Raw genomic sequence first — 17,974 nt, 5'->3', positions numbered from 1 at the left:
TCCTGTAGAATCCCGTCAATTTGTATTGGTTGAAGACTCCTGGTTTGTATCGGCGGGCTTAGTCGTGGCCGGGTCTTGTGCTGGCTGTTCTTCATTAGGCTGATGTTGATTTTGTTGTTGCTGGCTCTGCTGTTGTGCAGCAGGCTCATCTTCCGCTTTCTGCTCAGTCTGTTCTTCTTTCATCCTGCGCTCTTCTTCTTCTTCCAGGGCTTTGCGTTCATCCTCGTACTCATCAAGCTCAGCTTTAATCTCGTCCAGAGTCTTCTGCTTTTCATCGCTGGTAAGATCTTCATCCGCTTTCACTTCGTCCTGATGCTTAAGCAGACCGAATACAATCAAATCCCGATCTTCCAGAGAACGGGCAATTTCCAGTGCTGCCACTGCGTTTCCTCTGCCAATATGAATCCAATATTGATAATATTGGGGATCTGCTTGAAGCGTTACCGTGTTTAGGACATTTTTTCGTTGGTCTTCACTAAGTGACTCACTAACGATGTAAGATCCCGCCAGTTGGTATTGGACGACCCTTGGCATATCTTCCACATCATAGTTGGCCAGAGATCCGACTACTTCGCTGTAATCGTTTTTTAAATAATGCTCCTGGCTGTCTATAAACGCTGCTTGTTTGGGCTGGGCAAAAATAAGCGAATACACACTAAAAATAAGAGCAGGCAATAACGCAATGACCAATCCCAAAGCTGTATACCGAGTAATGTTCCATTTTTTTTGTGTGACGCGGACGAAGTCTTTCTCCATTCGCTCAATGAGTGTGATGTTTTCCCGGATTATATCCAACAGTTTTTCTTCTGACTGGGCAGCCATCACTTTCGCAGCAGTGGGTGAAAGTTCAAGGGTTTCATGGAATCTTAAATATTTCTCGAATGAAAACTTTCCATCAACAGCTGCTGAAACGGTAGCTTTGATTTCCTGCCAGAGCCTCGCTTGATCTTTTTCATATGGCGGAAGGCTTTCCTTCACTCCGTAATGAAGAAAATACGGCGTTAAACTCTCATCGATTACAATGTTTTCCGGACAAACAATGATATGGAGCCGCGAAAGAGAGTGATTCATTATTTTCTTTAAAAGCTGCGAAGCAAAAATCCATTTGCTTTTTGCGTCTTTATTTTTTAATTTGGTAAAGGTTATGTAGTTTGATGGTGGCTGTAATTCGAGGCGGAGTTCATCCTCTTTTAAATGAATATTCTTATCGACCGACGGCTCGATGTCCTTCAGCATGTCCACTTCTACTGCATTGTCCAATTTGATTTTCTCTCTTTGAAAAATCAGCGAAACAGAATGATTTTCTTTTTTCATGACCGCTTCGAGTTGCTCTTCGAGATAAGTTCGATTCTGTTCTGACATGTTTATGTGCTCCTTTATAATATTTCGAGACGGTCTCCAGTAGTGATGCCACAATCTACCAGCTTATCGGTTCCAGACAGGACGATCTGCTTATTAGGAATGCGTACCCAATATCCTTCACGTGGCGGTTTAGAAATGGATTTGGCCTGCCAAACAATGTCAATCACTTTTTTAACAGAGTGATAGTTGGATAGGCGGAGATCAAAAGTATCTTTTTTATAGTTCTTTAAGTCTACTGTTAATTCGATATACATAGTTTCACCTCATTAAAGAAAAGCGGGAAGTGCCTTGTTCATCATCTTTGTATTAACAATTGATATAAAATTTTCACAATAAAGGAGCGCCCTTCATCTGGTTGGAATGGCGCTCCTCTTTACTTCATTGATATCAGATGAAGTTAACCGCGAATTTGGCTCGCAATTTGGCTGTCAGCATCTGCAAGAGCTTTACCAGTGTTTCTAAGCTGCACAGAAATGTCCTCAAGCAGTTGCTGCATTTGAATAATTGAAGGTCTTAATGCCTCATACTGGTCACTGAACGCTCTGCTCGCTTCACCTTCCCAAGCACCCTCCAATTCCTTAATCATGCCATTTAAACGGGTAATTTGTTCTCCTACCTGATTGCTTTCACTGCTATAGCGACCTGCCATGCTTTCAAGTTCTGCTGGGGTAACGCGAATAATTCCTGACATTTGAACAACTCCTTTTTCCTGAATTTACTTCAATTGTAAAAATATAGACCGAAGAGGTCAATGGTAAACTTGATAATAATAGAAAAAGAGTTAAATATACCCGTTTTATTCCCTTATAAAAAGAATCATAAACCTTTATACTAGTAATTTTTTCATATTTTTTTAAATTGCTATATCAACGACTAAGTCCAATAGCCTAAAACAACTTATCATCTTGGAACCTTAGTTTCTTTTTCCTCGTAATAAATCGTAATACTCTGTTTATTCATCTCATTAATATGGTCATGATAACGGTTTGCCAATGTATCCATGAGGGATATTTGATCATTGATAATTGATTTAAAGTCTTTATGGTTATTTTCCAGTAATTTCAGCGATTCTTCTATGATGGTGCCAGAGCTTGCTTTCAGTTCTTTTTCGATAAGGGTCAACATCTCATAACCAAGGCTGCCCATTTCCTCGAGGTGCTGTTTGAAAATAGATGATTTATCCTTTAATTCCTCATACGGCTGAAATCGATGAATTTTTGTGAGTTGCCCCATGATTTCCTCCTTATTAACGCAAATCAAATATAGTCGAAATATTCTTATCCTCCTGAAATAACTTTTCGATGGAAGATCGGATGCTTCTTAACTGTTCAATCCCCTTTGTTTGCTCCGCCTGGAAGTAATGAAAGGCATCCTCAAAGGTATCTGTAAAAATTGCATCCAGAGGGTTAATAGACTCATGGACAGATATCCCTCTCATTTCTACGTCCCCACCCGGCAATAGATACCGGTAAGAATGCGGATTGGCTTCCATATCATTAATGGCGCCGATCAAACGGCTTTTCCGAGTTTGAAAATCGTCCAAATACTGACGATGATAGCTTTCTTTCAGTTTGTTGAGCATGTCGGCTTTATCCTGATATTTATCGATGCCAATTTGATAGATTCTCACAGCCGAAGAGAGATTTACTTCGATTCTCTGGCCTTCCGACGTGACTTTAAAGCGATACATATCATTTCCTACATAACGCTTCCCGTCCTGCGCGGCAAGAGAACTGGCGACATGAGCCACTCCATGCGCTTCTGCAGCCTTCCCAAAACCGTCTATAAACTCTATTGAGCCGTCAAAAATCTTCTTGAATTTGTCTTTGATATTGGCGGTTTCTTGCATGATAGTGGCTGCTACGTCCAAAATACCGATCACATACTTCTCATAATCAGCAATACCCGGGTCAAAAAGATCTTTTATCAGTAAATCCCCTAAGCTGCCAATCGATTTCGTTATGTTATGAATATGACCCTCTATTTCGTTTAAATAAGATGCAATCTCATATCTAATGATTAAAGTAACTCCTGCAGCCATGTTAATGAGTGCCGGTAAATTTTCACTTAACTTTGCCAGCCTTTTGCCGATTTCCTCTACTCTCAGTCCCAATTGTCCAAGTGCATAAACAAGTTCTGTCGGGAATTCGGGAATCGGCAGTGGCACAGTTACATTTACAACGCGAGAAGGAAATCCTCCAGCAGGCACAGCGATATTGACATCAACACTGCTCCAGTCAGGCCCATCCATCAGCTTCCCCCACTCAGCTTCAATCGTATCAAGCAAAGTATAAAACTCCTGATCGACTCCGATTAAGCCTCTCATTAACCCATCCATTCCATTCTCCTGATAATAAGGCGCCATTGTCGCCAGGAACATTTGAAGCACCTGCAGGTCCTTATCAGAAAGGTTGGCAAAGGTTCCGCGAAGCCCAGCGAAGCCAGGATCGGTGTCAACGAATGTTCGGTCTCCCAGGTCCAGAAAGCCTCGTACGCCGGACACTCCGTATAACACGTCCTCTTGGGCTGTTAGATGGTGGATGTTGGCTCCTTTTTCTTTATAGTATTCTTCTGCGAATGATTTAAGTTCTGCGGGTGGGATGGTGTAGAGTTCATCAAAGTTTTCTGGATCCCTGTTAAATTTGTCTGCTAAACTAAACCGAAAGTAACTATCTACAAGTGCGAGTTGATATGCACTTGGAGGTGCATCATTTAATGCATACACATTATCAAACGAATTTGTCGTTAACTGTAGCATTTGGACTAAATTCCCACCGAGTGAGTGCCCAATACCTGACTTTTGCAATCTTAATTCTTGCGTTTCTTTTTCTACTTTTTCTGTGATTTTTTGAGTCACCATCATATCAAAACGCTTAGCATCTGCAAATTGCTCATTAATCTTTCCAGTGAAGATCCCTAATCCGTTGTAAATCCAATCATGGGGGTGACCTTTACCGCCATCCTCTAACGTCTCACTGCCCCTAGTTATTGTGTATGAGCGATTAATATTCTTCGCGGGATTATAAAAATGAATAATTGTTCCATCGAAACCTGAATCTTTTCCATTGCTTTTTAATTCTTCTATTCCTTGTGTATCAGAAGAGTGATATATGGTGATTTCTCCGGGTGGTTCCATTCCGGTTTCTTCAATATATATTTTCCTTATACCCTCAACACTTATTTTTTCTGACTTTCCATATTCTAATTCGGCTATCCGTGCCCTCAAAATATCAGTATTTAAAATTTCCTTTTCACTCATTAATTCCACCCACAATTTGAGCTATTCTAAAAAATCTACGGATTTCATTAGCATTAACAATTGTTCTTCTACTTCCATTGAATTTGCTCCACAACTCTTTTTTTCATCTGTACAAAAAGAACTGGAAGAAAATCTAACTGCCTTGGCACTCTTTTTGGATTTAATATAGCTAAAATAATTATGGTACTCTCTTTTATCTGTTACAAAGTTGTCTTTGGCATAGTAAAATATTGCATTCTCGTTCTCAAATGTTTCATACTCACCTGTATAATTTGCAAAAGAGGATAATAAATCTAAATTAGCATTGATATTTTCTGTTTCGGGCCCATTTTCATATATCACTTGGAAACTATAAGAAATATTCTTATCTTCATCTTTGCTTCCAAAAGTAATCAGCTCTTCATGTTCATCATGTTTCTCGAAGCTTTTTTCCGCTATTTGTCCACCTGATGGAAATAACATAGCATATCCATCAGTTTTAGACTTAAAAAGGTAATAACCATCCTGTACTTCCTCAGGTGCATCCATAAATTCTCTTGTAAACTTATCTTTGAATGCAGGTGTGTCAGGCAAGTTATTGGCAGCTGCCGTTGGATCCTTTTTGTCTGGCTCCTGATTCATTTCGCATCCCCCTATAATAAGCATCAAAATGATGATTCCAAGCTGCTTAAGTCTGTTCAAAATCAAAATCCCCTTTCGAGATTTTCGCCAAGTTTCTTATCCCATTACTACCACATATTCCCACATGGTTTCAACTGTATTTATGTTAAAAACTAAAAAACACAACTTTCCTACCAGATTATTCATTATTTTTCGGAAATTTTATATGGATTTTTACAACTTTAGCACCAGCAATTAATCGCGGCGGTGGATAAAGTAGAATTTGGCCGATACCGATGTGTGAGGAGAGGGAGATAGTGACTGACTAATAGCAAATGCATAAAATAACAGCTTCGATTACTCCGGATCATGAAGTCTCAACAGCAACTATCAACTTGTCATCGCTAAACTTTATTTTACCAAGATTCGTCTTATGGTTTCAGTGACAATTTCCATTAATTCTGTGGAAGTCTCAGGATTAAAAATGAGATAAATGGGTGTTTCTGGTATTGACGTGGGCAAATCCAGTTGTACTAGATTACCGCTCTTTAACTCATCTTCGACAATCATTTTTTGGAGAATGGTCAATCCAACCCCCTTTCTGACCATCATCTTTATCCAACCTACATTGTTAATTTCAAGAGATTTGTTCGTTTTGATCCCTAGATCCTGAAGGTAATTTTCAATAGAGCGGGTTACAAAAAAATTTCGACTGTATATAATAATTCTCTCTTCTTTTAGTTCTTCGATGGTCACCACCCCTTTGTTTGCCAAATGGTGAGCTGGACTGCAAACAAGCACATTCTCTTCATCCGTAACTTTTACAAATATAAGATTTTGAGAGTCTAATTCTTTTTCCGAATAAATGTAGCCAAGGCCAAACTTTATTTCTCCATTCTTGATCAACTCTATTGTATCCTTTGTTTCTTCAATTTTTATTTTAAAATCCACATTCGGATAGGATTTATACAGCACCTTCAGTAATTCTGGCATTATATTTACCCCCATATGGTTGGGGGAAGATATTGTGATATTATTATCAATTTTAGAACCACTTTTTAACTTTTGTTCAGCTTTTTTTATCAAGGTAAAAGCATCTTGAAAATAACCATAAACCTCTTGTCCCATATCGGTTAAGGTGATTTTTTTTCCATTAGTTCGTTTAAACAGGATTGTGTTAAATTCACTTTCCAACTGTTTGATTCGAACACTAATCGTTGGTTGGGTTATATTCAATTCCTCTGCCGCCTCTGAAAAACTGCCTTTCTCGACAATCATTAAAAAGGCTTCAATATTTTTAAGTTCCATCATAAACCCCCAATATATACTTTGGCGTTATCTTTATAAAAGTATAACAGCCCCTAAAGCTGGTTTGTGATTAAAGAGCAAGGATGATGTAATTTATTAAGGTTATCATTATTGAAGTGGTTATCATCATTATGATGGCAAATTGCCAATTCCACTTTAATAAATCTTGGTACCTTACATTCAGAAGATTTGTGCCAATGATATTTAATGCAGACACCGGAGATAGCAGGGTTCCCATTGCCCATCCAATTGTTAAGGTGATCGCGAACATAATGGAGCTTAAATCGAGACTATTTGGATCAATGGAATTAGCCATAATGGAGACGGTTACAATTTGATGTACTCCTAATAGTGAAAAAAGCACGATTGAAGAGAGAATCATTAAAATGACAAAAACTTGGGAATGGTTTGTAAAAAAAACAAAGATTGATAATATGTATTGCGGAAAAGGTGATAGTTGAAACATGTGAGAGAAAAAAGAAGCTGTAATGATCATCAATGATTCATTATGGACATTTGGCAGAATATTTTTCCGGTAATTTTTCAACTCAGATTTCATCTCATCCTTTTTCCTTATTAAAGATGACCATAATAACGAAGACACAATCGCAATGAGGCTGACGATGATGATTAGATTGAAGTCGAAAATTCTATCTAAAATAATGATTGAACCAAATAAACCTAAGAATCCGATTGTTAGCTCCAAAAGCTTTTTCCTGGTTTCTGGTTCGTCGCTGATTGTTTTGGCGTCTGCGTTCCAAGTCGGCAGCGACCTTACTTCTATTCTAAAGAGAAATAGTGAAATAAAAAAACCCAAAATAACAAAAATAAGGGCATAAAATAAAAAAGGAATAAGTGTTAAGTCGAGTATAAATAGGATTATAGCAACACCGGCGATATAGGGTGAAAATATAATGGATAAACAAAAACCCTGCATAATTGCCTTTGTATAGGTCCCTCTACTGGACTCCAAAAGTTGCCTGAACAGATCGGTTGAAACTCGCAATGCACCAATATTCATAAATGAAGTTAGCAAAGCCGAACTGCCAAGAACTATTATTGGTACAAAAAATGGTTTGTCTGACCATTTATTAATGATAGTTACAATCGTACCATCATATCCGCCTAAGCGCATCGGAATGGAAAGCAGTGGAACAGACAAAAATAAGGGTACGAAGGCTAAGTTTAGCAAGATCGCTTCCTTCCAGTAACTAACGGCACCACCATAGTAAAAATAAAAGACATGACCGATTATAACCAGGACAAACGTAATCCTCCTTGGAGCTTTATTCATGAAAAAAAAGCAATAAAGAAAGGTGATGACAGCTGCGCTGACTATTAAGGTGTCATTTCCTGCTCCTAAAACCGAATAAACTAAGTAAATCGCGCCCAATAAAAATAATAAAGCTCCTCTAATTGAGCTTGCATACTGTAAACGTTCCGATAATAATTGTCGTTTCATTTCAATCTTCTCCAAACATACACTCCTCCTAGCTACTAAAAATAGATCTGCATTAAAATCGAAAGTGAGGACGTTACAATGAAAACTATCAGTGCAAAAAATAGATTGTGTTTAACAACTTGCATTGGACTCTCATTAATGGTCATGGCTACAATGTTTGCGTTCATTGTAAATGGGCTTGAAGCAGATCCAGTCAACGCTCCCCCCAGAATGGCTAACGCCAGCCATTCAGCCGATACATTCATAAATTGTAAACTTAATGTTTGCGTGGCTAAAACCACCACTAATTGAGGGATTATACCGATCCATGTCATTAAGAAAACGACAAATCCGATCACCAATAAAATAAACGGTCCAATCGTAATGCTTATGGAATATACGGTACCGTTAATCCAGTCGTTAATATGTGAATGAGCAATCACATTGATGAACACAGACATAGCGACAAACAATGCAACCTGAGGATATATATTTGGGACCGTCTCAATCAGACGCTTTTGCATATTTTTGCAGTAAGATTTCCCCTTTTGTAAGAACAAGGCCCAAATAAACGAATATGGAATAATCATCAATACAACAGCGTCCAGCATTGAAAATGTTAGCCAATGGCTTAAGCTCAAAATTATGACAATAAAAATAACAATATGCAGCAGAAAATAAATAAGACTCATTTTGGCCTTTGCAGACAAAATTTCATGGTCATTTTCTTCAACTAATAAATGTTCATTCACTTCTCCTTTTAAACGTCTAAAGCTTGACTGGATATCTAATAACAGAAATAAGATGGCTATAGTAAAAGTAAGCGGTAAAATAATCGATGCCTTTGCCCCGGTGCCGGTGATGGCAATGGTCGGCGCAGCAGCTACCGGTGTCCAAAAAAGAGTCATTATAAAAGGTCTTACATATGTGATGGATTGAAATTTATTAATAAATGAGGCTGGCAGCTTTTTCAGAAACTCTGATAAAGATGCCTGGATAGTTGGAATGGCAGGAGCTGTCATCACAGAACATAAAATAAACGTCACGATTGAAAAGGTTGCATACAAGCTTTTAAAGGAAGTGATTCTGCTTCTAAAGAAGCGATATATTTTTTGTGGATATTCGCCCAGTAAAACGGGAATGGACAATAAAGAAGCATAAGCTAACAGAACCAGAATATTGGTCATTCCTGAAAAGTAGGTTAATGCGTTCCATGTAAACAGATCGTTCAAATACATCACAATGAACGAAAACGATAGGGAAATTACGACAATGATTTGATAAAAAACTTGGATACCCTGAAGAGAAAGGATTAACGCGAAAAAACTGCAAATGCTTAAAATATAGTCCGAGTATTTGATAGGTAACACCAATTGAATAATATAGAAGATAAAAAGACAGTTAAAAACAATCGATCTAGCAAGATTTAAGATCACACCCATATCCAATTTCGAAACACTTTCTTTTGCCATCCTAACCTGGAGCATTCGTGCCATCACCTCTGTAATAGTGAAATCTCTTAACTTGTTTCAGCCATAAATAAAATGATTTATGAGGGTATCATAAATCATTTTAAAACTTTACCGTATTCCAAAGTACGATCTAACAACTTACTTGTCATAGCCCACAGCTATTTTTCCAGGCGATGGACGTTGTAACACAACTCAATAGACATTATGGGCAGGTCCTTTACCAGCGTTTTATATTCGGATGTTCTTCAATAGCAAAGAACGACCGAGTTTGGTCGTTTTCTTTGCTAATATTATCTTCTGTATTACAAAACACCGAAGACACCAAGAAGATGGATTCGCACACACTGGCAAAAATCTTTATCATCTTAATTAACTACAGCGAGACCATATTAGGCAACCACAATATAAGTTGTGGAAAGTATGTGATCAATGCCAATACAACCAATGATACAGCTAAAAATGGCCAGATTGCTTTTACCAGCGTTTCTATCTTCACTTCTGCAATGGATGATGCAACAAACAATCCCGCCCCAACTGGCGGAGTTAAACTACCAATTACGATGTTAAGACACATAACCACGCCTAGATGGATCGGATCAATATTAAACGCCATGGCAACAGGAATCAAAATCGGTGAAAGTAATATTAACGATGCAATGCCATCAAGAAACATCCCAACCAGCAATAAGAATAGGTTAACGATCAATAAAAATACAAGCGGGCTATCCGTTAACGTAACCATCCACTCTGTTATTAACTGCGGAATCCTTTCAAAGGTAAGCACTAATCCAAATAATTTGGCTGTGACGATTAACAATGTCACAGTAGCCGTTGTCGTCGCTGTATTTATCAGGATCTTGGGAAGTTCCTTCAACTTGAGCTCTCGGTAGAATAAAGCACCAGCAAGAATGGCAATTAAGCATGCAATTGCTGCAGATTCAGTAGCTGTAAAGATGCCGCTTAGAATGCCAACGATGATAATGACAGGGACAGACAATGCTGGGATCACTTGATAGAAAGAAGCCCTGATTTGCTTAAGGCTTTGCTTATCTGACTTAGGTAAATTATGCCGGTGGCCATAATAGATGATAAATAATATAAACGAAAGTGCCAAGAGGATGCCTGGCATGATGCCGGCTATGAACATTCTTCCTATAGAGGTTTCAGCATGAATACTGTAAATGATGAAAATCATGCTTGGCGGAATGATTGGTCCCAACATCGCCGCAGCAGCAGTAGTAGCTGTGCTAAATTCCCTTTGGTATCCTTCCTTTTCCATCGCCGGTACCATTACACGGCTCATCATCGCCGTTTGTGCTAAGGAAGAACCCAAAATGGAAGCTAAAAAAGTGTTTGCTACTACATTTACATAGGCTAATCCACCTTTATAATGGCCAACAATGGCCTTGGCAAAATTAATAAGTCTCGAGGTTATCCCTCCATAGTTCATTAATTCTCCAGCCAGCATAAATAACGGAATGGCCAGTAGGCTAAAGTTATCCACTCCTGAAAACAGCCTTTGGGGCACACTATCAAATAACCCATTATTCCCTGTTGAAAAGATATAAATGATACTTGTGGCGCCAAGGACGATGAAAATAGGAACTCTAAGGAATAACAAGCTGAAAAAGGAGAAGAAAACGGTCACTTACCCCACCACCTTCTTTGTCATATTTTTCCTTCTACCTCTAATCACTTCGTTCTGGCCCGATGACCTCACATTTTTCACACCATCCACAACGTCATGCAACAAAATCTCTAATGAATGAATAGTCATAAATGAAAAACCAACAGGAACACTCAAATAGGCGACAATCATGGGCATTTGTATGGCAATTGATTTTTCAAACAGTATGAAAGGAGACGCAACCCACCTTATTGAAATGAACACCATGCAGGCACAAAATAAAAACACAGTCAGGTTACAGATCAAAACGAGTGCGTTATAGGCATGTCCTGTGAATTTTTCCACGATAATACTTACAGCAGCAGATTGCTTCCCTTTCAATGTCATACTGCCGCCAACAAATGTTACCCAAGCTAATGCAAAAACGGACGTCTCTTCCGTCCAATGGAGTGGATTGTTGAAAAAATAACGAAAAAACACCCCGCTTGTTAGTGAAATAAGAACGGTTGAGAGTAAGACAATAACGAGAATTTTTTCTATTTCATAAATAAGGTTATTTATTTCAGAAAATATCTTCATGGTTTACCTCCTCAGCTGGATTTGGCTTCTTCTATAAACTCTTTTGTTAACGGGCTTTTATCTGAGTATTTTTTATAAATTTGTTCCGTTACATCCTGAAATGCTTTTAGACTGGATGGTTTGTGAATGTTAAGCCCCTCTTTTTTTAATAATTCCAGGTTCTCCACTGTTTCCTGGATCGCTAATTCATTTCCATAATCAATTGCGACTTTCATCGCTTCTTCAACAATGTTTTGATCGTCTTTAGATAAACTATCAAACTTAGCTTTACTCATAAGTACAGCCGCATTAAACGCAAATTGGTTTAGCAGAGTAAAATCTTCGCCTACCTCATAAAACTTTTGAGAATACGCCGAATCTGCACTTGCATTAACTCCATCCACTACCCCGGTTTGAAGTCCCTGGTATACTTCGGGCAGTGGCATTGGAACTGGACTAGCACCCAATGCATTATAAAAATCGTTAATGACCTCAGACCCTGGCGCCCTAATCTTTTTCCCTTTGAATTTCTCAGGTGAGTCCATAACGCCCGAATTCATTAAAATACTGTGACTCCCGGTAAATAGCCAATCCATGCCGACCAGGCCCTGCTCACTAAATAAATCTAACAACTGGTTTGCTGCTTCCGTATCTCTCATTTTGTTTGCATCACCAATATCTTCGAAGAGAAACGGCATTAACCAAGCATTCAGCTCTTTATTTCTGGAAGCTAGATATGCGGTGGTTATGTAGCCAAAATCAACTGATCCAGAAATCATTTGTTGGATCATATCGGCCTCAGGCCCAAGCTGGCTGGCAGGGAAAATTTCTAGTTTCATTCGTCCATCCGACCGTGTTTCAAGTTCCTCTTTGAACTTTTCAGCTGTTTTCGTCCATGAGTGCGTTGGTGCAACTATTGTTGTAAGTTTAAAATGATGTTCACCTTGGCCGGCAGATTGTACTTTAGTGTCTTGACTACTGCCTGCGCCACATGCAGTTGTAATGATGCTCGTCAGTAATAAGAATGAAAGGAAGATATTCACTTTAATTTTTTTCATGTGTTCCTCCATTTAATCATTTTTTAAAGTGGTTATAACCATAAGGAAACGCTTACAATTTCGTGCTTGCATAACTCTTTTACAACCATTTTTTGCTCTATACACGATGGTATGTCTGTTAAGAGGAACATCCTTCTACCATCAGAAGAATGCTCATTGCTCTCCAGTTTTTCAAAGCCAAGGGGAAACAGTAACAAGCAAAGGCTTCGGTTCGCCAACTCCTCCAGCAGTCTTTAAAGCCTGATCTGTTTGATCCAATGGATAGTTATGAGAGTTTAACAGGCAAAGAGGGAACTTATTTGACGCTATGCAATCTCTTGCCATGCTTACAGATTTATAACTATGGCCTCTAACCCCCTTTATAGTAAGGGTTTTATGGATCACCTCATCAATCTCCAAACCTGAAAGCACTTGATATTTATAGGCCCCTAAAATAATTTTCGCATTCTTATTTGCTACTGAAATAGCTTGTCTAATAGGCTCTGTTCCACCTGATGTTACATCAAGAACAATATCAACCATTTTCCCCCCGGTGATCGCATCTACAGTTTGATACATATCTTCCGTTTGAATATTAATTGTATGGTCAATCCCCAATTCTTTTGCCAACTCTAACCGATGGGCACTTGTTCTCCTCCCTGTAACAATGACTTCAGCTCCAACATATTTAGCGGCTAAAGCACATGCAAGCCCTTGCTGGCCAGGTCCCTGGATGAGCACCACTTTGCCGGGTCCTGCCCCTCCTTCAATACACATCCACTCAAATCCATTTGCCAGCGGTAATGTTATTGCTGCTTCCTCTGCTGGGACATGCTCAGGCATTTTATGAAAAACAGCATTGGGATGCAGATACATATACTGTGAAAATCCTCCATACAGAGATGGATTTTCTGAAAGAGGCGTCGCTCCATATCGTATACCTCTATACTTGGGATCTGTTGCGAGACAGGCTCGGTATTCTCCTGTTCTACAATGCTCACACTGGCCACAGGGAATGTATTCTTCCATGACAACCCTGTCTCCCTTTTTTACACCCCAATTTTTTGAAGCGAGTTCCCCTATTTCTTCGATATATCCCACAACATGATGCCCGAGAATTTTCGGCTCCAACTCGTGGTTATAGTAAGAAACATCCGTGCCGCAAACTCCAACAATTTCAACTCTCAGTATCCCATCGTTATCGGAAAGGGTTGGAATTTGGATTTCCATAAGTGCCGTTTTGTTTTTATCAACAGCTACTGCTGCCAGAGATTTTTCAATCATAATAACTCCTAGTCTATTTAAAGTTTTCTAAACAATTTCGACTTCCTGTGTGGTTAATTTCATTTGTTCTTTAGCACCTTCCTGGAATGGCAACCCCTTGGGAAGCAATACAGACGCTGAGCGAATATGATGCTGTTTTGGATCCAGTGCCTCTACTATTTCATTCTCATTTAATTGTTTTACAGCATTCAGCAATCTTCTTCGTGCTTTTATGATTGCAGTATCGCTGGTTCCCAGTTTTTCCAATGAACGATCTGTAATAGACCCAGCACTTTCTTGTATTGCTTGATCTTCCATTCCGACCCCTTTGATTCCGATAAACGATTTTCCATTTTTTTGTAACTCTCTATCTAGTAAGTATCCATTATCTTTGTTTGCCACCGGACGGAAAGTACCAGGAATAAGTTCAGCATGTATACCTTCTCCCGCTTTCATCTGCTCAATTTCTTCTTGCTCCAAAGGACGATCAGTTGTCCAGCTCCAGCTCCACGTCATACAATTTTCATCATCAATTGGAACCCAGGCATGGCCTCCTCGAGGTGCTCCTGCAAAAGGTGGAATCATTGTATACCATGGCATAAGAAACTGAGTAATTCTCCAATAATAGTGTTCGTCATCAGCATTTCTTCTGGCGCCTATAAGCATACCGTATTCAGTGTCCACCACTTCAAATTTAGGTGAAGTGTCTTTGGCCAGTAAATGTGGACTATTACTTTTTTTTGAAACACCTAATCCACCCACTGAGCCAGAGTGAAGGATGGATACATGACTTGAATCTATTCCACCTTCTAATGCTTGAAAATAGTTACACTCCTGAATTTTTTTGGATACAAACCGATGACTATCAGGCACCAGCATCCATTCTTGTTCCGGTAATGCTGGTTTATGTTCTGGTGGTCCCATGTATGTCCAAATGACCCCGGCAATTTCCTCGCAAGGATAGGATTTAATTTTAATCCTGTCCTTAAAAATACTATCCTTTGGTTCTGATGGCATATCCACACAATTCCCATTGGTATCGAACTGCCAACCATGATAAACACACCGCAAGCCACATTGCTCATTCCGGCCATAAAACAGGGATACTCTGCGATGTGGACAATATTCATCGATCAAGCCAATATTTCCATCTGAGTCCCGGAATGCAATCAATTCTTCACTTAACAATTTTACTCGGACAGGCGGACAATCATTTTCTGGTAGTTCTTCTGAGAGAAGAGCTGGAATCCAATGTCTTCTAAAATATTTTCCCATGTCAGTATCAGTGCCAGTACGCGTTAACAAATAGTTATCAGCTTTAGATAGCATTTTGAAGTAACCCCCTACCTTTTTGTGAGTCAAGATTATTATCAGTATATTTTGCAAATTCTTTATTTTCAAATTGATTTTTTTAATAAACACTATTTAAAACTTCTATACCGTAAAAAACTATTTTCATCTCCCGCGGAAAAATCTGAAAGATACTGAATTATCTTCTCGTTGCGTTTTTTAATGAATATTAAGATTTTCAATAGCGATATAGAATTTTTTCATTTGAATATTCAGAAATATAGAATTAAACTGAGTTTATAAATACTATTTAGAGGAGGACAGTAAGTTATGATTCAAAAATATAATGACGAAATGATCATATCCTATTACAAAAATAAAACCGTGGCTATACTGGGATACCGATCTAACGGTGGTCAACAGAGAGCCAAATTATTAAGAGATAATGGTATAAAAGTGTTGATAGGACTGCGAGTAGGAGATGAATATTGGGGACAGGCAGTAAATGATGGCTTCAATGTATACCCTGTTTGGGAGGCAGCGGAACAGGCTGAGGTTGCTCAAGTTTGGTGACAGATGAAGGCTTCCTGCTACGTTCCTGCTGAGTTATAAGAACAATTTAGAGAAAGAATTACACCAAAGATTAGAAATAGAAAGAGGGTTTATAAGCAGTGAAATCGGAAGGAAAATCTGATTATCAGCTTTCTTCGGTTAATAACGCCCTTCGTCTTTTAAAAAGTTTTTCCAAAGACGAACCAGAGAAAAAAGTAACGGATTTAGCCGCTTCCCTGGGCTTATCTAAAAGTACGGTAAGCCGGCTCCTGTCGACTCTCGCAAGACAGGGCTTTGTGCTAAAAGATGCAGATACTAGAAAATATCGGTTGGGTCTATCGATTCTTCAATTAAACTCCATTATGACCTCGAATCTTGAAATCTACCAAGAATCAATGCAAACCCGGCAAAAACTTGTCACTGAGGTTGATGAAATCCTCAATTTGTAGCTCGGGAAGGATCACATTGTTCAGATTTAACAGGTACATGACGATACCCAGTACATATTCTATCCCGTGTTGTAACTGCAAACCTGCTGCATTGTACATGCCTGGCAAAGTGATCCTTACATTTCAGGGTGAGGACTTTACGCAAGACAATATTGACAAGATTTACGTTTAAAAACAAGAACCGAAATCGTTACTATTGATATTTCAATCAGTCTATAATTTTAAGTTATTCTAAAAAAATCCACGGATATTATTAGCATTCAATTGCGCCTCGACTTCCATTGAACCTCTCTTTTTCATCTGTACAAAAAGCACTGGATGAAAATCTAACAGCCTCGTCACTCTTTTTAGATTTAAAATAATTTTCCACATCCCACGATAATAAGCATGATAATAATCATTCCAAACTGCTTACATCTTTTCAAAGTCAATATCCCGTTTCGAGATTTTCGAAAATTACTCATTCCCTTACTACCTGATATGTCCCATATGGTTTCATCTATATTCAGGTTGGAATTAAAAACAGAACTTTTTTACCAGATTATTCTTTAATTTTCTTTTGATTTAGTAAATTTCTATAAGTTTAGAATCAGCAATTCATTTGCGGAAGCAGATAAAGTATAATTTTACAATACCGATCATTTGAAAATAAGGGGATGTAGACACGGATATGACTATTGAATTGCCATATAAAGACGCGACTGTTTCTTATCAAGTTTTAACACAGTCAGATGATCGTCTGTTTAAGGAGGCGGCTGCGTGTCTTGCTGACACCTTTACTGGCGTAAAACTAGGCGCTAGCATCATCAGGGAGCCGATGTGTTATACAAGGCATATTTTAAAAGATGACTTTGAAAATTTCGTTCTCGACTATCTTAACCATGTTGTCGAGCAGGGATATTGTTTTATTGCAACCGATGATAAAACCGGTATGGTAATCGGTGTTTATGCTTGCGAAATTTTTGATCCTGCAGAAACTGAAGCGCCTGTTTTTGAAGGAAGCTTTGAGCCTTTTAACCGGATTATCGAATTGCTTGGCGATTTAGATTCGAGGTTTATTGAAACCCTTGTACAGAGATTGGGAAGAATGCCGAAAAAAGATGAGTATTTGCATGCATTTATGCTCGGTGTCCGTACAGAAGATAATAGAAAACAGATTGCCAACCAGCTAATCCAAATGTCGTTGGACAAGGCGGAAATGAACGGGTTTAAAGGCTGCTTTCTGGAGGCGACCAGTTTTAAGTCACAAGTTTTGCTCACAAAGTATTTCGACTTTTATGTGCCTGTAGATACTGTCAATATGCCGATCCAGACAATATATGCTGAGACCTCCGTGTTTAAAACTATACCAGCGGAGGTTGGGAACAGCTGTCAAATTCTTTACAAGCCTTTAAATGGTACCGATAAAATCTAAGAATCTCTTGAACTACCCACCACTTATTTTTCTAACGAAAATTTGAAGTGGGGGATTCCTGCGAACACCAGTGTATCCACCAGTTTTTTAGAGGCTCTACCCGTCGTCCCGACGGTGATTGCTTAATATCTTGTACGTTGGCTTGCCACACGTTCTACTTTAGCATGGTTTTCGCAACTTCGGTACGTGTGGATACGAATTAGAACGTTGAAGATTTTACCTAGCAGACGTTTTTCCTGCTAGAACTCCCTATCTTCAGTTTTCAAAGAACAGCTTACGAGTATATATAGTACATTTGTTCGTTTTTTCAACAACTTTGGCTATCGCCAACCGACATTCATC

At 38.7% G+C, this 17,974-nt stretch carries 17 protein-coding genes; 3 read left to right on the top strand and 14 right to left on the bottom strand.

Translation table 11 applies throughout. The annotated features are described in order from the left end of the window. Positions 1 to 15 precede the first annotated feature (15 nt). The 14 genes from essB to CVD23_RS17260 form a co-directional block, all read right to left on the bottom strand. The gene (gene essB / locus CVD23_RS17325; RefSeq protein ID WP_101666688.1) at positions 16 to 1,362 is read right to left on the bottom strand and encodes a type VII secretion protein EssB; all 1,347 of its coding nucleotides are present in this window, start codon (positions 1,360 to 1,362) and stop codon (positions 16 to 18) included. A gap of 14 nt (positions 1,363 to 1,376) precedes the next feature. Continuing rightward, the gene (locus CVD23_RS17320) at positions 1,377 to 1,616 is read right to left on the bottom strand and encodes an EsaB/YukD family protein (protein ID WP_101666687.1); all 240 of its coding nucleotides are present in this window, start codon (positions 1,614 to 1,616) and stop codon (positions 1,377 to 1,379) included. Positions 1,617 to 1,759: 143 nt separating this feature from the next. Continuing rightward, the gene (locus CVD23_RS17315) at positions 1,760 to 2,053 is read right to left on the bottom strand and encodes a WXG100 family type VII secretion target (RefSeq protein ID WP_101577062.1); all 294 of its coding nucleotides are present in this window, start codon (positions 2,051 to 2,053) and stop codon (positions 1,760 to 1,762) included. A 209-nt stretch (positions 2,054 to 2,262) separates the two neighbouring features. Next, on the bottom strand, positions 2,263 to 2,595 hold the full coding sequence (locus CVD23_RS17310) for a hypothetical protein (protein WP_101577063.1): 333 nt from the start codon (positions 2,593 to 2,595) through the stop codon (positions 2,263 to 2,265). 13 nt (positions 2,596 to 2,608) lie between these two features. Next, positions 2,609 to 4,621: a DUF6792 domain-containing protein gene (locus tag CVD23_RS17305; protein ID WP_101666686.1), complete on the bottom strand. Its 2,013-nt coding sequence runs from the start codon at positions 4,619 to 4,621 to the stop codon at positions 2,609 to 2,611. A gap of 21 nt (positions 4,622 to 4,642) precedes the next feature. Then, positions 4,643 to 5,242 (bottom strand): hypothetical protein, encoded by a 600-nt coding sequence (locus tag CVD23_RS17300; RefSeq protein ID WP_142382911.1) that lies wholly within the window; start codon positions 5,240 to 5,242, stop codon positions 4,643 to 4,645. 390 nt (positions 5,243 to 5,632) lie between these two features. Continuing rightward, a complete protein-coding gene (locus CVD23_RS17295; RefSeq protein WP_180955704.1) occupies positions 5,633 to 6,529 on the bottom strand; it encodes a LysR family transcriptional regulator in 897 nt (298 codons plus the stop codon). Positions 6,530 to 6,599: 70 nt separating this feature from the next. After that, positions 6,600 to 8,006, bottom strand: a complete 1,407-nt coding sequence (locus CVD23_RS17290; RefSeq protein WP_101666683.1) for a hypothetical protein — start codon at positions 8,004 to 8,006, stop codon at positions 6,600 to 6,602. A gap of 20 nt (positions 8,007 to 8,026) precedes the next feature. Further along, positions 8,027 to 9,457 carry a hypothetical protein gene (locus tag CVD23_RS17285; protein ID WP_101666682.1) on the bottom strand — a complete coding sequence of 477 codons (1,431 nt, stop codon included), beginning with the start codon at positions 9,455 to 9,457 and terminating at the stop codon, positions 8,027 to 8,029. A 358-nt stretch (positions 9,458 to 9,815) separates the two neighbouring features. Continuing rightward, the gene (locus CVD23_RS17280) at positions 9,816 to 11,090 is read right to left on the bottom strand and encodes a TRAP transporter large permease (protein WP_101666681.1); all 1,275 of its coding nucleotides are present in this window, start codon (positions 11,088 to 11,090) and stop codon (positions 9,816 to 9,818) included. Then, positions 11,091 to 11,648 (bottom strand): TRAP transporter small permease, encoded by a 558-nt coding sequence (locus CVD23_RS17275; protein ID WP_101666680.1) that lies wholly within the window; start codon positions 11,646 to 11,648, stop codon positions 11,091 to 11,093. Between the two features lie 11 nt (positions 11,649 to 11,659). After that, complete coding sequence (locus CVD23_RS17270; protein ID WP_180955703.1) at positions 11,660 to 12,685, bottom strand: TRAP transporter substrate-binding protein; 1,026 nt, start codon at positions 12,683 to 12,685, stop codon at positions 11,660 to 11,662. A 171-nt stretch (positions 12,686 to 12,856) separates the two neighbouring features. Continuing rightward, the gene (locus CVD23_RS17265; protein WP_101577072.1) at positions 12,857 to 13,948 is read right to left on the bottom strand and encodes a zinc-dependent alcohol dehydrogenase; all 1,092 of its coding nucleotides are present in this window, start codon (positions 13,946 to 13,948) and stop codon (positions 12,857 to 12,859) included. Positions 13,949 to 13,975: 27 nt separating this feature from the next. After that, the gene (locus CVD23_RS17260; RefSeq protein ID WP_101666679.1) at positions 13,976 to 15,256 is read right to left on the bottom strand and encodes a Rieske 2Fe-2S domain-containing protein; all 1,281 of its coding nucleotides are present in this window, start codon (positions 15,254 to 15,256) and stop codon (positions 13,976 to 13,978) included. 291 nt (positions 15,257 to 15,547) lie between these two features. Here CVD23_RS17260 and CVD23_RS17255 point away from each other — a divergent pair, with 291 nt between their 5' ends. The 3 genes from CVD23_RS17255 to CVD23_RS17245 all read left to right on the top strand — a co-directional run bounded on the left by CVD23_RS17255 (position 15,548) and on the right by CVD23_RS17245 (position 17,632). Further along, positions 15,548 to 15,790 (top strand): hypothetical protein, encoded by a 243-nt coding sequence (locus CVD23_RS17255; protein ID WP_101577074.1) that lies wholly within the window; start codon positions 15,548 to 15,550, stop codon positions 15,788 to 15,790. Positions 15,791 to 15,888: 98 nt separating this feature from the next. Further along, positions 15,889 to 16,218: a helix-turn-helix domain-containing protein gene (locus tag CVD23_RS17250; RefSeq protein ID WP_101577075.1), complete on the top strand. Its 330-nt coding sequence runs from the start codon at positions 15,889 to 15,891 to the stop codon at positions 16,216 to 16,218. 670 nt (positions 16,219 to 16,888) lie between these two features. Further along, complete coding sequence (locus CVD23_RS17245; RefSeq protein WP_101666678.1) at positions 16,889 to 17,632, top strand: hypothetical protein; 744 nt, start codon at positions 16,889 to 16,891, stop codon at positions 17,630 to 17,632. Positions 17,633 to 17,974: the final 342 nt, after the last annotated feature.

Source organism: Bacillus sp. V33-4, assembly GCF_002860225.1.
Classification (GTDB): domain Bacteria; phylum Bacillota; class Bacilli; order Bacillales; family Cytobacillaceae; genus Bacillus_BJ; species Bacillus_BJ canaveralius.
This window is presented reverse-complemented; position numbering and strand designations above follow the sequence as displayed.

Coding starts and splice junctions, on each gene's coding strand:
- CVD23_RS17315 (WP_101577062.1), bottom strand. CDS start 2,053: ATGTCAGGAATTATTCGCGTTACCCCAGCAGAACTTGAAAGCATGGCA.
- CVD23_RS17285 (WP_101666682.1), bottom strand. CDS start 9,457: ATGCTCCAGGTTAGGATGGCAAAAGAAAGTGTTTCGAAATTGGATATG.
- CVD23_RS17260 (WP_101666679.1), bottom strand. CDS start 15,256: ATGCTATCTAAAGCTGATAACTATTTGTTAACGCGTACTGGCACTGAT.
- CVD23_RS17300 (WP_142382911.1), bottom strand. CDS start 5,242: ATGAATCAGGAGCCAGACAAAAAGGATCCAACGGCAGCTGCCAATAAC.
- CVD23_RS17295 (WP_180955704.1), bottom strand. CDS start 6,529: ATGGAACTTAAAAATATTGAAGCCTTTTTAATGATTGTCGAGAAAGGC.
- CVD23_RS17275 (WP_101666680.1), bottom strand. CDS start 11,648: ATGAAGATATTTTCTGAAATAAATAACCTTATTTATGAAATAGAAAAA.
- CVD23_RS17245 (WP_101666678.1), top strand. CDS start 16,889: ATGACTATTGAATTGCCATATAAAGACGCGACTGTTTCTTATCAAGTT.
- CVD23_RS17270 (WP_180955703.1), bottom strand. CDS start 12,685: ATGAAAAAAATTAAAGTGAATATCTTCCTTTCATTCTTATTACTGACG.
- CVD23_RS17320 (WP_101666687.1), bottom strand. CDS start 1,616: ATGTATATCGAATTAACAGTAGACTTAAAGAACTATAAAAAAGATACT.
- CVD23_RS17305 (WP_101666686.1), bottom strand. CDS start 4,621: ATGAGTGAAAAGGAAATTTTAAATACTGATATTTTGAGGGCACGGATA.
- CVD23_RS17255 (WP_101577074.1), top strand. CDS start 15,548: ATGATTCAAAAATATAATGACGAAATGATCATATCCTATTACAAAAAT.
- CVD23_RS17310 (WP_101577063.1), bottom strand. CDS start 2,595: ATGGGGCAACTCACAAAAATTCATCGATTTCAGCCGTATGAGGAATTA.
- essB (WP_101666688.1), bottom strand. CDS start 1,362: ATGTCAGAACAGAATCGAACTTATCTCGAAGAGCAACTCGAAGCGGTC.
- CVD23_RS17265 (WP_101577072.1), bottom strand. CDS start 13,948: ATGATTGAAAAATCTCTGGCAGCAGTAGCTGTTGATAAAAACAAAACG.